Source organism: Methylobacter sp. sgz302048 (assembly GCF_052162025.1).
Lineage (GTDB): Bacteria > Pseudomonadota > Gammaproteobacteria > Methylococcales > Methylomonadaceae > Methylobacter.
The window spans coordinates 4,464,198-4,477,536 of the sequence record NZ_CP197401.1 but is presented as its reverse complement, the minus strand read 5'-3'; the positions used below and the strand labels follow the sequence as shown (position 1 = coordinate 4,477,536).

Annotated in this window: 15 protein-coding genes; 12 read left to right on the top strand and 3 right to left on the bottom strand. The window is 55.5% G+C overall.

The window, feature by feature from the left end; translation table 11 throughout:
• The first annotated feature begins 2 nt into the window (after positions 1-2).
• The 10 genes from atpD (at position 3) to ACTNE6_RS20005 (ending at position 7,625) form a co-directional block, all read left to right on the top strand.
• Entirely contained in the window at positions 3-1,397 is a 1,395-nt protein-coding gene (gene atpD / locus ACTNE6_RS20050; protein WP_442498066.1) for a F0F1 ATP synthase subunit beta, read from the top strand.
• A complete protein-coding gene (locus ACTNE6_RS20045; protein ID WP_442498065.1) occupies positions 1,394-1,795 on the top strand; it encodes a F0F1 ATP synthase subunit epsilon in 402 nt (133 codons plus the stop codon). The genes atpD and ACTNE6_RS20045 overlap by 4 nt, the downstream gene beginning before the upstream one ends.
• On the top strand, positions 1,792-2,064 hold the full coding sequence (locus ACTNE6_RS20040; RefSeq protein WP_194971059.1) for an AtpZ/AtpI family protein: 273 nt from the start codon (positions 1,792-1,794) through the stop codon (positions 2,062-2,064). The genes ACTNE6_RS20045 and ACTNE6_RS20040 overlap by 4 nt, the downstream gene beginning before the upstream one ends.
• A 34-nt stretch (positions 2,065-2,098) precedes the next feature.
• The gene (locus ACTNE6_RS20035) at positions 2,099-2,770 is read left to right on the top strand and encodes a F0F1 ATP synthase subunit A (RefSeq protein ID WP_194971060.1); all 672 of its coding nucleotides are present in this window, start codon (positions 2,099-2,101) and stop codon (positions 2,768-2,770) included.
• On the top strand, positions 2,767-3,033 hold the full coding sequence (atpE, locus tag ACTNE6_RS20030; RefSeq protein WP_194971061.1) for an ATP synthase F0 subunit C: 267 nt from the start codon (positions 2,767-2,769) through the stop codon (positions 3,031-3,033). The genes ACTNE6_RS20035 and atpE overlap by 4 nt, the downstream gene beginning before the upstream one ends.
• A 15-nt stretch (positions 3,034-3,048) precedes the next feature.
• A complete protein-coding gene (locus ACTNE6_RS20025; protein WP_442498064.1) occupies positions 3,049-3,798 on the top strand; it encodes a F0F1 ATP synthase subunit delta in 750 nt (249 codons plus the stop codon).
• Positions 3,785-5,278, top strand: a complete 1,494-nt coding sequence (locus ACTNE6_RS20020) for a F0F1 ATP synthase subunit alpha (protein WP_442498063.1) — start codon at positions 3,785-3,787, stop codon at positions 5,276-5,278. Before ACTNE6_RS20025 ends, ACTNE6_RS20020 begins: the two co-directional genes overlap by 14 nt.
• A complete protein-coding gene (locus ACTNE6_RS20015) occupies positions 5,275-6,096 on the top strand; it encodes a F0F1 ATP synthase subunit gamma (protein WP_442498062.1) in 822 nt (273 codons plus the stop codon). The genes ACTNE6_RS20020 and ACTNE6_RS20015 overlap by 4 nt, the downstream gene beginning before the upstream one ends.
• Before the next feature lie 279 nt (positions 6,097-6,375).
• Complete coding sequence (locus tag ACTNE6_RS20010) at positions 6,376-6,906, top strand: GNAT family N-acetyltransferase (protein ID WP_442498061.1); 531 nt, start codon at positions 6,376-6,378, stop codon at positions 6,904-6,906.
• Positions 6,903-7,625 (top strand): reverse transcriptase-like protein, encoded by a 723-nt coding sequence (locus ACTNE6_RS20005; protein ID WP_442498060.1) that lies wholly within the window; start codon positions 6,903-6,905, stop codon positions 7,623-7,625. Before ACTNE6_RS20010 ends, ACTNE6_RS20005 begins: the two co-directional genes overlap by 4 nt.
• Positions 7,626-7,638: 13 nt before the next feature.
• Here the strand turns inward: ACTNE6_RS20005 and ACTNE6_RS20000 are convergent, their stop codons facing one another.
• Both ACTNE6_RS20000 and ACTNE6_RS19995 read right to left on the bottom strand, forming a co-directional pair.
• Positions 7,639-8,796 carry a carboxylate-amine ligase gene (locus tag ACTNE6_RS20000; RefSeq protein ID WP_442498059.1) on the bottom strand — a complete coding sequence of 386 codons (1,158 nt, stop codon included), beginning with the start codon at positions 8,794-8,796 and terminating at the stop codon, positions 7,639-7,641.
• Positions 8,777-9,955, bottom strand: a complete 1,179-nt coding sequence (locus ACTNE6_RS19995; protein ID WP_442498058.1) for a M20 metallopeptidase family protein — start codon at positions 9,953-9,955, stop codon at positions 8,777-8,779. The genes ACTNE6_RS20000 and ACTNE6_RS19995 overlap by 20 nt, the downstream gene beginning before the upstream one ends.
• A 265-nt stretch (positions 9,956-10,220) precedes the next feature.
• Here ACTNE6_RS19995 and ACTNE6_RS19990 point away from each other — a divergent pair, with 265 nt between their 5' ends.
• Entirely contained in the window at positions 10,221-10,568 is a 348-nt protein-coding gene (locus tag ACTNE6_RS19990) for a DUF2956 domain-containing protein (protein ID WP_442498057.1), read from the top strand.
• 7 nt (positions 10,569-10,575) lie between these two features.
• Here the strand turns inward: ACTNE6_RS19990 and ACTNE6_RS19985 are convergent, their stop codons facing one another.
• On the bottom strand, positions 10,576-12,342 hold the full coding sequence (locus ACTNE6_RS19985) for a DUF3592 domain-containing protein (protein ID WP_442498056.1): 1,767 nt from the start codon (positions 12,340-12,342) through the stop codon (positions 10,576-10,578).
• Positions 12,343-12,868: 526 nt separating this feature from the next.
• On the opposite strand from ACTNE6_RS19985, the gene ACTNE6_RS19980 reads away from it, so the two are divergent.
• A complete protein-coding gene (locus tag ACTNE6_RS19980; RefSeq protein ID WP_442498055.1) occupies positions 12,869-13,330 on the top strand; it encodes a YsnF/AvaK domain-containing protein in 462 nt (153 codons plus the stop codon).
• Positions 13,331-13,339 lie beyond the last annotated feature (9 nt).

The following is a 13,339-nucleotide window of genomic DNA, read 5'->3' as shown; positions in this document are numbered from 1 at the left end:
CATTGAATAGTTTGCCGGTTCAACAAGAAGATCGACATCCGATCGGGATCATCGCCGAAATTCATGGCCCTGTGGTCATTATCGACTGCGACCGGCTGCCGCCCTTGCGCCAGGCTTTATGCACCCGTTTCGATCATACCGTCTACATGTTCGAAGTGCATCAGCATCTCGATGAAAGGCATGTCAGGGCGATTACGCTGCACGGCACGGCGGGCCTGAGCCGGGGCTTGACTGTTTACGACACCGGCGCGCCGCTGCAGCTTCCCGTTTCCAGGCAATGTCTGGGGCGGTTATTGAACATCTTCGGCGAGCCGCTGGACGGCGGCAGTCCGCTGCCTCAAACTGAATTCCGCAATATCCATTCGAAACCGCTGGCCTTGTCGGAAGCGACCGGCATCAGCGGCATTCTGCAGACCGGCATCAAGGTCATCGATCTGCTGTGCCCTTTCGTCAAAGGCGGCAAAACCGGGCTGTTCGGCGGCGCCGGTGTCGGCAAAACGGTACTGGTGATGGAATTCATCCATGCGGTTTCGGCGATTCACCAGGGCGTTTCCGTGTTTGCCGGCGTCGGCGAGCGCATTCGCGAAGCCCATGAATTATGGCGGGAAATGGAGCAGGCCAAGGTCATGTCCGACACCCTGATGGTGTTCGGGCAAATGGACGAATCGCCCGGCGTGCGCTTCCGCGTCGGACTGTCGGCTCTGACTTATGCCGAATACCTGCGCGATACCCTGCACAAGGAAGTCCTGTTCGTGATGGACAACGTCTTCCGGTTCGTGCAGGCCGGCAGCGAGGTGTCGAGCCTGCTCGGCCGCATGCCGGCCACGGTGGGTTACCAGCCGACCCTGACCACGGAAGTCGCCGAGCTGCAGGACCGCATTCTGTCCAGCCGTCACGGCTCCATCACATCGGTTCAGGCCGTCTACGTGCCGGCGGACGATATGACCGATCCGGCGGTCAGCGCTATCCTCAGCCATCTGGATACCACCGTCATCCTGTCCCGGGACCAGGCCAGCAAAGGCATTTACCCCGCCGTCGACCCGCTGCGCTCCGGCAGTCACCTGATGGATCGCCATACTCTGGGCGACCGCCATTACAACGTGGCCGAAAGCGTGCGCGAACATCTGGCGCGCTATGAGGAACTGGAAGATATCATCGCCATGCTGGGCATCGAGGAATTGTCCGAACGGGACCGGAAAATCGTCATGCGCGCCCGCAAATTGCAGCGCTATCTGACCCAGCCGTTTGCGGTTCTGGCCCAGCACACTCGGCAAACCGGCGTCTCGGTTCCGCTCGAGCAGACCTTGACCGACTGCGAGGCTTTTCTGGCCGGGGACTATGATGATTTGCCCGAAGCCCAATGTTATATGCGCGGCAGCATGCAGGAACCGGCATGACAGCATTCGCACTGCAATTATACGATGCCACCCAGGAACAGCGCATAACGGGCGTGACGGCCTTCATCGGCGAGGATGCGTCGGGCAACTTCGGCATTCGCGCCAACCATGCCCGGTTCATGACCACGCTCGTCTTCGGTCTGGCGCGCTTTCGGCAAGACGAAGAGGATTGGCAATACCTGGCATTGCCCGGCGCAGTCCTGTATTTCAACAATAACGAGCTGACGCTCAGCACGCGGCGCTTCATGGTAGATACAGATCTCGACCGCATCAGCGCATTACTGGAACAGCAATTCATAGCCGAGGAAGAAGATCTGCGCGCGACCAAGACCAGCCTGCAAAAAATGGAACAGGCCATGCTGGCCCGGCTCAGGGCGCTCAAGTGGGAAATGCTATGACGCACCGGCGGCGATTAAAACAGCAGGTAGACAATCAGGTCAAACGTATGAAAAAGGCGGAGCGGGAACGCCCGAATCTGCTTGCGCAAACGGTCTTTCTCGGAACGCTTGGACTGGTCATGGTACTGCCCATCATAGGCGGCGTCTACCTGGGCCACTGGCTGGACAGCATTATGCCGGGCTCTCCGATATGCTGGACTTTCAGCTTGATGTTTGCCGGCATTGTGGTCGGCATTTTTAACGTTTATTTTCTCATTCAAAATAAATAGAGTTTTTGAATGGCCTCTTTGGTAAGGTTAAATCATGGAAAGTGAATTTGTTTTTGAGCTCGGGCCGCTGGCTGTCAGTTTATCCATCCTGACCACCTGGGGCATCATGCTGTCCGCTGCTGTGCTGTCCTGGCTTGCCACCCGGCATCTGGACATGATGCCGGGCCCACTGCAAACGGTGGTGGAAGGCGTCGTTTCCGCGCTGGAGGAAGCCATTTCCGCGGTCGAGCCGGTGTACGGCCGGCAGATCATGCCTTTTATCGCGACCTTATGGCTGTTTCTGATTGTCGCCAATCTGCTCAGCTTAATACCCGGCCTGCATTCGCCGACACGCGATCTTTCGGTCACTTCGGCGCTGGCCGTGCTGGTGTTTTTTTCGGTGCACTGGTTCGGCATCAAGATCCAAGGGCTTAAAAAATACCTGCATCATTACCTGGCGCCCAGCCCGATTTTGCTGCCTTTTCACATCATCAGCGAATTGACCCGAACGCTGGCGCTGGCGATTCGTCTGTTCGGCAACATGATGAGTCTGGAAATGGCGGCGATGCTCATTTTGCTGGTCGCAGGTTTTCTCGCGCCGGTGCCGATTCTGATGCTGCATATTATCGAAGCGCTGGTGCAGGCTTATATCTTTGGCATGTTAGCACTGATTTATCTGGCCGGTGCGATACAATCCCAACAATTCAATAGACAGGAACAGTTATGACAGACATCGCCTTAATCGTGTTCGGCTCCACCATTGCCGCCATTATCGGCATCGCCATAGGCGTCATGATGCCGGCGCTGGCCATGGGAAAAGCGATCAGCAGCGCGCTGGAGTCACTGGCCCGTCAGCCGGAATCGGAACAGTCGCTCATGCGGACGTTGTTTATCGGACTGGCGATGATCGAATCGCTGGCTATCTACTGTCTGGTGATTATTCTGATCGTCTTGTTCAGAAACCCATTGCTCGAGCTCATCGCCAAGTAATCAATCCAGACAATCATGGAATTCAACTTCACCACCTTTGCGCTTGAAATCGCCAATTTCCTGATTCTGATCTGGATCCTGCAACGGCTTTTCTATAAGCCGGTGCTGGCCGTCATTGCCCGGCGCAAACAGCACATCGACCAGACACTGGCCGATGCCCAGAAATTGCGGCAGGAAGCAGAAGATTTGCGCCAACACTATGAAAACCGGCAAAACGAGTGGGAGCAGGAAAAACAGGCCGCGTTTGGCGTACTGCGGCGGGAAATCGAGGCCGAAAGAAAAACGCAAATGGACCAGCTGCAGGCCGATCTTGAGCAGGAGCGGCAAAAAGCCAAAGTCATCCTGTCCCGGCAGCAGCATGATATTCAGCGTCAAGCTGAAGAAAAAGCGCTGCAGAACGGCGCCCGCTTTGCCAGTCTGGTGCTGCGGCAATCCGCCGGCCCCGAACTGGAAGCGCGCTTGTGCGCCATGCTGCTGGAGCATTTCAATGAATTGCCCGAGGAATGCAAGCGCTGCCTGAAAATGCTAGACGCTGAAAAATCGGTGTCCATCCTCATTACCAGCGCCTATCCCCTTCCGGACGAGTTAAGGCAAAAACTGGAGCAAAAGCTGGGGGCGCTCATCGACAGGCCCGATGTGTTTCATTATGCCCAGGATGCCGAGCTGATCGCCGGCCTGCGCATCGACATCGGCGCCTGGGTCCTGCACGCCAACCTGCAGCATGAGCTGGCCGGTTTTGCCGAGATTGACCATGGATCTGATTGAGTCCGAAGCCGCCGACCTGGTAAACAAGCAAAGCGCCTGGCTGGATCAGTATCAACCGGGGCTTCGGGTCACCGAACAAGGCACAGTCGTAACGGTCGGGGACGGCATTACCTGGATCAAGGGACTGCCTTCGGCAGCCATCGAAGATATCCTGGTTTTCGGCGACGGCAGCCGGGCCATGGTGTTCGACCTCAACCGCGACCTGGTGGGAGCGATCCTGCTGTATGAAACCGAAGCGCTGACGGCCGGCACGCTGGTCCGTTTGTCAAAAAACGCGCCCAGCATACCGGTCGGAGACACTTTCATCGGCCGGGTGGTCGATCCCTTGGGTGCGCCGCTTGACGGCAGCCCCGCTCCGGCCTCCGTCGGGCGGAGCTGTCTGGAAAAAGCATCGCCGCCGATTATCGCCCGGGATTTTGTTCATAAACCGCTGTATACCGGCATTAAAATCATCGACACCCTGATTCCGATCGGCAGAGGCCAGCGGCAATTGCTGATCGGCGACGAAGGCCTGGGCCGCAGTTCGATCGCGATCGACACCGTGATCAATCAAAAAGACAAAAATGTGGTCTGCATTTATGTGCTGATCGGCCAGAAGCGATCGACCGTGGTAAAGACCATTGAAACCTTGAGAAAACAAGGCGCCATGGACTACACCGTCTGCGTCGTGGCCGAAGCCAGCGCCTTGCCCGGCCTGCAATATATTGCGCCGTTCGCCGGCTGCGCGCTGGCCGAATACTGGATGGCGCAGGGCCGCGACACGCTGGTCATCTATGACGACCTGTCGACCCACGCCAGGACCTACCGCGAACTGTCTCTGTTGTTGCGCCGCCCGCCCGGGCGCGAAGCCTATCCCGGCGATATTTTCTTCGTGCATTCCCGGCTGCTGGAACGCTCGACCTGCCTGAATGCCGAAAACGGCGGCGGCAGCATGACGGCCCTGCCCATCGTCGAAACCCAGCAAGGCGAAATTGCCTCCTATATTCCTACTAATCTGATCTCCATTACCGACGGCCAGATCTATCTGGATGCCAATCTGTTCGCATCGGGATTCCGCCCCGCCATCGACATCGCCAAGTCGGTCTCGCGGATAGGCGGCAAGGCCCAGCATCCGAGCATCAGCAGCCAAGCCGGACGCATGAAGCTGGATTATCTGCAGTTTCTGGAGCTGGAAGCCTTTTCCCGTTTCGGCCAGCGCCTGGAGGCCTCGATGGAGGCACGGATTCAACGCGGGCGCGTGCTGCGGGAAATTCTCAAGCAGGACCGGCTGAGTCCGCTCAGCAGTGCTTTTCAACTCGCCTGGCTGATCGCCTTCAACGAACACTTGTTCGACCAGGCCAAGCCGGAGGACATCAAAGATTTTCTGGCACGGCTCCAGCGAGGCGTCAGCGGCACGGCGCTGACGCTGAACAGCAGCCCCGAGCAGTGGCTGCAGGCCATCAGAGACTGGCTGGGCATTAAGCCGGAGCCGCAGCCATGAGCCAGAGCCGGCGGCTGAAGCAGCATATTACCCAGATGGAGGACATCCGGAGTATTTTAAACTCGATGAAAAATCTCGCATTTATAGAAATTCATAAATTGCTCCGCTTTCAAACCATGCAGAACAAGGTCGTCGAAGCCATTGAAGATGCGGCCGCGGATTTCCTTACGTTTTACCCTTATGTACCGGATACCGCTGGCAGCGCGCCCCCTATCGTTATTGTGATCGGGTCCGAGCGAGGCCTTTGCGGTGATTTCAATGACAGTCTGATCAATGAAATGGCGACGACAGCCTACGCGGACGTCATTATTATCGGCAGCAGGCTGGCCAACAGGTGGCCGGATGCTTATCCTGAACCGATAGCTACGATAGAAGGCGCCAATACGGCGGAAGAAGTCCCCGATGTCGTTAACCGTCTGCTCGGCACAGTTACTTCTTTGCAGGAAACGCGCGGTTTCTTTGAATTGAAAGCCATCTATCACGACAGCGCGCTTAACCGGCTCTCTCATCTGACCCTGTTGCCGCCTTTTCAGCACGCCGCTCAGAGCCATCCCCGCTCCGGTTTTCCGCCGTTGCTGAACCTTGATCCGGCCGATTTCTTCGCAGATATGGTGGAGCATTATTTATTCGCCGTCATGCATAAGCTCTGTTACACGTCGCTGATGGCGGAAAATCACCTGCGCTTGCAGCATCTGGACGGCGCGGTGCTGCATCTCGACAATGAAACGGTAAAACTGCGCCGGAAATTTCAGATCCATCGACAGGAAGAAATCACCGAGGAAATTGAAGTCATACTGTTGAATGTGGAAAATCTTTAAGGAAGCGGATGAATTCGGCGCTCCAACTTTATTAAGGATGTCTCGCACTCGGCCAATTTTTAGCCAAACTGATCCAAGTGACTGAGTAATAAGGTTTTTGGGATGAATTCCCTGTTTTTTTAACAGAGTTATCCACAGTTTTTGTGGATAAGCTTGTGTTTCGTGAATGAAGTGAAAAAGCTTGTAAATACGGCAGCCAGACACGCTTTTTATCTGGCATTTTATTTGGCAACCCGCTGCTGATGGTTTGATTTCATTAACTTATCATGAGGATATCCCATGAACATAACTGAGCTTCAAACCTCCCGTACTATCCTCATTCCATTTTCAACGGACCATGCAACGGAAGCATTCACATGGTTCGGTGATCCCGAAGTTATGAAATTCACGCCTTTCGGCCCGGATAAATCGGTTGATGCCACGCTTGACAGGATACGGCATTATCTTGAGCATCAGGCGCAATACGGTTTTGCGAAATGGATTATTCTTGAGCGCGGTTCAGGGAAGCCCATCGGCGACTCAGGTCTTATGTATTGCTCCGAATTAAAGCGTTTTGAGCTGGGATACCGGCTATTGCCGGACTATTGGAACAAAGGGCTGGCTACTGAAGCGGCATCGGCATGGGTGCAGCATGGCGCTCATGCTCTCGGCTTGAAAGATCTGATGGCTTTCACTCATCTCGATAATTTTGCATCAATCCGGGTTCTGGAAAAAGTCGGCTTTAGATTCTCCCATCAGGCGTTTCTTATGGGGATGCCGAGCAAAGTATTTGCTCTCCCGACTAGCGCGGTAGGATGTGGTGAAGCATGAACCGCATCGCTCGCGATGCCGACGACAGAGAGGCCATGGCGGCTGATCATGCCGTTCGGTACAATGCCATAAAAGACATGCATCATTGCCTTATGACACGGCAAACCCAGGCCCAACAACTCAACACCCTTGTCGACAGTGCGCTTTTAGCTCCGACCGACGAGACTCGCAAAAAGCTCAGGCAGCTTGCCGAAGCCAGTGAACCCGGGCCGCTGGCCGAGCGGATCCGCAGGCGCGCCACGCTGTTGGCCAGGCGGCGAAACGCTGACCGTACGCCTCTGTTGCGCTTGCGCGATGAACTGATCCTGGCCGTCTATGCCGCTGAGGTACCGAAGGGGTGGAGCTGCGGTTGGGCAGATGGGGCGAGCTTTGAAGCTAACGGGCGCCAGCAAGCCGGTATCGGCGGCCTGCTGGTGGACAGTGACGGCCTGGTCATTGAACGTATAAGCCGATCGATAGGGGAGAAAGGCGCCTTCGCCGCTGAACTGGCCGCACTGGCAGCCGTCATGCAATGCGCCACGGAAAGACAGCAAAAATGGCTATGGCTTTACACCGACAATCGGGGTTTGGTGCAGTTATGGGACGAACACCGCGGCGATAATCGGCTCAATGAGTTGCGCAGGCAGGCAGCAAGCCTGAAGCGGTTTATCCTTCGCGCTATCCCTCGCCTGCACAACCAGCCAGCCAATGCCCTGGCAAGGGCTGCGGTCCCACGGTAGACGCGGCGGATATTCAGCGGGTTGCCAGCTCCTCCTCCAATTCCCTGACTAGTGTGGCGGCCACGGTTCTTAAGGAGCCGGTTTCCTGAAACAGCCGACGTTGACGGAGATAGCTGGGTTTGTTGACAAGATGATTTTCCAGATGCCGCAGGTAGTCTGTGGTTCCCAGTTCAAGAGCGGTTGGAGCCAGCTTCTGGAAGGTCTCCTCAATCACTGCCTTGATAGGGCTGCTATGGTCTTGGTTATCGACAATATAGTCGGCATTCAGCCCCCAGCAGGAGGCGTTGAAATGATTCATCTTTTCCATCCACCAGTGCTGCGGAGGAAGATGGCCCAATGCTTTTTGTTCGTGGCAATGCAGGAGATAGACGATCAGGGTGTATGTCAACGCCGCCATCATGATGTTCTCGCGGACAGTGGGCAGCGCATCCATCACCCTGACTTCAAGGGTGCCGAAGCCGGGGGAAGGGCGAAGATCCCAGTGGATATCGCGGCAGATCAGGCTCAGCCCGGATTTACGGGTGTGGCTGAAGAATTCGGCAAAATCGCTCCAGGTACCGAAGCTTGGCGGCACGCCGTAATCTCTCATTATCGCCAGAAATCGCTGACGGAATGAGGAACAACCGGTATCCTCTCCTTCCCAAAAAGGCGAGCTGGCCGATAATGCCAATAAGATGGGCAAATAGGGCTTGAGCAGGGTCATGACGGCAAGCGCCACATCGCCGGAAGGCATCCCTACATGGACATGCAGGGCGAAGGTTTTCAGCCGGCGCGACAGATAGCTCATCTTCTCCCCGATGGCGAGATAACGCGGCCGCGGGGTAATGCCGACCGGACGCCGGCAGAAAGGATGGGTGCCGGCGGTACAAAGGGCCATGCCCAGCGCATCGCAACGTTCCTTCAACGTCCTGGCCAGCGACATCACATCCGCTTCCAATTCCCGGATGTTTGCGCATACCTTCGAGTTGATCTCAACGGAACATTGGGTCATTTCCGGCTTGATTGCCGGCGTTTCGGGATAGCTGTCCAACAGCGACGAGATGCCGTCCGTCAAGTCCAGCGTCAGAGGGTCCAGCAGCTGAAACTCGATTTCGATGCCCAGCGTGGCATCGGCGCAAGCTTTGAACTCAATGTCCGGATGAGTTGTATGCTCAGGATTCTTCTTGGGCATAGGCTCTGATCGCTTCCCTGGCGACTTCGTCGAAGAAGGCCGCTCCGACCTTCAAGGCTTCTTCATCAAAATCAAAGGCGGGACTGTGCAAGGGGATATTTTCCCAGCCTTCGCGCCGGGCGCCGAAACGGACGTAACAGCCCGGGATTTGCTTGAGATAATAGGCGAAATCTTCTGCCCCCATGCTCGGATTATCGATAGGGACCAGTCCCTGCTGCCCGACCACCTTAAGCGCCGCGAGTCTGGCGATCTCCGCCTCTTGCTGGGTATTGACCACGGGCGGGTAGCCTTCCGAAATTTCCACATCGACGATCGCGTTATGCAGAGCGCCGGTCGCTTTCGCTATGCGCTTGAGTCCTTCGATGATGTGTCTTCGCACCGGGCGCTCGGTGGTTCGAATCGTGCCCTGTAAAACAGCATGCTCGGCAATGACGTTGGCCGCCGTGCCGGCCTGTACCTGGCCGATAGTCACCACCGAAGGGTGAAACGGGCTGATTTCTCGCGACACCAGGGTCTGCACCGCCATGATCAGCAAACCGGCGACCACTACGGCATCTACGGCCTCATGAGGCCGCGCGCCATGCCCGCCGCGCCCGCGTATCCGGATGGTGAACTTGTCGGACTGGGCGGTAATTGTGCCATGGGCGACCATGATCTCGCCCACCCTGAACTGGCGCATCACATGACCGCCGAAGATCGCCTTCACGCGGTCGAGCGCCCCGGACTGGATCATCACTTTGGCGCCGCCCCCTCGCTCTTCGGCAGGCTGGAAAATCAGCACCACGCGGCCTGGCGGCGGGTTTTCCTTGAGCATGGCCGCCGCTCCCAGGAGCATGGACATATGGCCATCGTGGCCGCACGCATGCATCCTGCCCGGATTGACAGAGGCAAAAGGCAGTCCGGTCGTCTCGTCGCCGGGCAGGCCGTCCATATCCGCCCGCAATGCAATCGTCGGGCCGTCGTCCTGGCCAGTGATCTTGCCGACAATGCCACCGCCCACGCCGCCATATTCAAAAGGAATATCCAGACGCCGCAGTTCCTCCATGATGACCAGAGCGGTTCTCTCCTCCTCAAACGCCAGCTCCGGGTAGCGATGGAAGGTCCTGCGCAGTTCCACCATGCGGGGAAATATCGACTCAATCAATGTCAGCCGGCTCATAATCCTCCCAGTGCTTTTCTGTTTGAAAAACGAAGTTACTGTTATATTTGATTCAATTCGCTGAGTAAGATTCCTCTGACGTTTAAACATTGGCCGATATTGGATAAACATCGCGGATGGGGGAATGCCTCGGCCGGTTTGGGAAAAGTTTGTTATATTTGGCTAATTTTTAAACGCATCGGCTGCAAATGATGGGTTTCCCCATACCAGCCAGCCCTAGCGCTCTGATTATGCGAATTAGAAAAACCCACTATTGATATATCACATGACCAAAAACATTTACCAAAAACCGTCGCCGGAAACCCAGGCGGAAGCGCTGAAAATCGCCAGGGCGACGCAGCGCCCGGGGCAAACCAAGGAACAAACCAAACTGATCGCCCAGGGCATTGAAAAAGGCATTGCGCTTTATAAGAAGCAGCAAAAGGAAAAGACCAGGGAGTTGAGCCGGAAGCTCAAGAAGGCTTCAAGCCAGCAGCACTCTGCCGAGCCGGAGGATCAGGAAATGGAAATTGTGGAACGGATTGTTTACCGGCAGCATTGGCTGCCCTGGCTGCTGCTGGCTTTGAGCTGGTTGGGATGGGGTGTTTATTTTTTCGTTTCCCGAGGCCAGTGAATAGCCATTACCGTAGCCGGGAGTATGCGCCTGATGCCGGCGCTGTCTGTGTATCCCTCAACCCCGTCAATTTCTCAAAATAATCCACTACCAGCTTCGCTTTGCTATGGGAATTCAAACCTTCAGCCAAAACAATAGTCCCCGAGGCGGTTTTGGCGATGATCTGGTAATTGATGTGATGAGTATTGCCGGACTGACTGCTGCCGTTTTGTTTGATTTCGATCGAGCGAATCAGCGGATAGGCGGAGGTTTTGTTGCTGACCGGAACGCCGAGAATGCGCCGAACGGCGGTGAGCGAATGGCCGTCGAACCGGACATGCAGCGAATTGAATAGCTCGTACAAGCCCGCAAGCACGATCAGATTGCCTACAAGGCTGGATATGCCGCTCATGAGGTACAGCGGGAAGCCTTCCTGCACTGCCTGCTTCCAGAGAAACACGCCGACGCCGCTGAAGATGCCGCCGAACAGCATGATGACAAACGCGCTCAACGGCTTGCGCCCCATCGGGTAGTAGAGGTCGACGCGGATGCCGGTACGAGTCAGCGGCAACAGTGCGTCTGCTCTGAGTTGTACATGCCCGGATAGTCGGTGTTGCGTGGAGAGAGTGGTGATGCGGCGGGATTTTTCTTTGCCGGGATAGACGGGGATTTCGAAGTTGCGCTTTAAGTCTACACCGGGCATATCACCGTGGATATTGAGCCGCCACAAATGGTAATTGTCGCTGCGCTCTTCACTTGACGGCAAACCGTCCGGCACTTCAAACCGGTATTGCAGGCGAGTACCGTGCATCGATGGATGGACCTCGGCATATCCCTGGTCCTGCCAGATGACTTTTTCGCTACGCGAACGGTCTTCACCACGGCCTGAAATGTAACTGTTGATGCAGCTAAGGGTCACTTCGAAAGCCGTGGATGGCTGGAAAGGGAGGTTGACGAGTATCTCGCCGCCGACATCGCCGCCGATAGCACCAGGGAAAGGGTCCATGGTCATCGGCGTCGCGCCGAAACGTTTCCATTCCAGTGTGGATTTGATCGCCCAAAACAGCAGGCCCAGACCCACGCAGGGGAATAACAGCACCAGCAGCGCAAGCGCGCCTTTCTCGCGCCAGATGTCCGGTATGAAAAAGGCGGTAGGGGTGCTGATCAGATTCCAGAATACGGCAAAACCCCAGGCGAAGTACATGCCGGTTTTAGCATTGGACTGGATGATGCCGCCTTGCCATTCGGGCCGCTGCAACCAGGGCTTTGTGCCGCCCGCCCGTATCGCCGCGGTTTTTGCGCCGCGCAGGCCGAAATAGATCATCGCAAAACCGGCACCGCCGAAGGCAACGACGAAGATCAATTTGAAACCGAGCAAGCCCCAGCGAATGTCCCTATTCAACACGGCATCTTCCGGATTTGAAGGATCATACCAGACGCTGACCGTTTGATTGTTTATGCGGGCATTTTCCAGGCGACTGCCCAGCGATTGCTGGAAGTCGCCGACATTGTCGTTGCCTGTGTTGATGGCGACACGGTTGCCGCGATAGTCCCGCCCGTCGACGTTATAACGGTATTCGGCTTTTACCCCATAGGTTGTGGAATCGTCGGAATGGCTGGTGACGATCTGGGCCTGCAGCAGGGTTCCCGGCGTTTCCGGCCAGGAAGCCATGCGCGCAGCGTCATACAACGTCGGCACAATGGAAAACAGCAGGAAACCTGCGCCGATACAGAAAAACGGCAGCCCGAACAAGGCAAGCAGCCAACTTTTTTCGGTTTTGACGGTAGAGGGCATGTTTTATTCCAGATAGCCACTGATTGGATGGATGATCGCCTGAATGCGGGGCTTTGGCATCGGCGTTTCTCTGCACAGGCAGGGGCGCTGTGCACAATGTCATTTTAGTAGATATAGCGCAAGGTGGCTGAAAACTCATGCAAAGCAGATGTGCGCGGGCATGGTGAAGGGCCGCCATTGGCTTGAAGCCTAGGCTGACAGGGCAAGATTTTGCAGAGCGAGTCAGGGATTTTTTCCCAGGACGATCCCAGCCTTCAGAGAATTAATTCTTTGCTTTTGTGCCGTGGCGTACATAAGTTTTGTTCTTTTTGTTGTAGTTTACATTCCTTTGCTGGGAGCAAATGGCCTGTGGCTATTCTCCAGGAAGAAGTCCTATCTCTTTTAATTCAAGCACTTGAGGGGAAGATATGACTCAACAGATAGTTAGACACAGATCACGCAGATCTTCTGTGCAAGCCGTGATTTCTTTTCAATCAAATGAAGAGAAATGGACATATTGAAAAGTGTTTACAGTCGGTGAAAAGTCATGGGTCAAAAGGATAATCCTCCAGAAACATTGCATCAGCCAGCGCAGGCTATAGCGAGCGTGGATGTAATACCCGTTATTGAAGAACAGTTACGTATTGATAAAAGGGTCGTGGAGACCGGAAAGATACGAATTTCAAAACGGGTGACAGCACATGAAGAAACGGTCGCCGTGCCGCTGATGCATGAGGAGATACAGGTGGAAAGGGTCGCTATCAACCAGTTTATCGATTCACCGCCGCCCTCAGTCCGATACGAGGGCGACACGATGGTGATTCCGGTAACAATGGAAGTGGCTGTGATTGAAAAGCGCCTGATGCTAGTCGAGGAGTTACATGTAACTAAACGCCAGAATCAAAAGCAGGAACCCCAATCAGTGAATTTAAGCAAGGAGACGGTGAGCGTTGAACGCCTCAACATTGACCGCCCTGATTACTATGGCGCCGAGCAAAACGGATGCTGACAAAACACC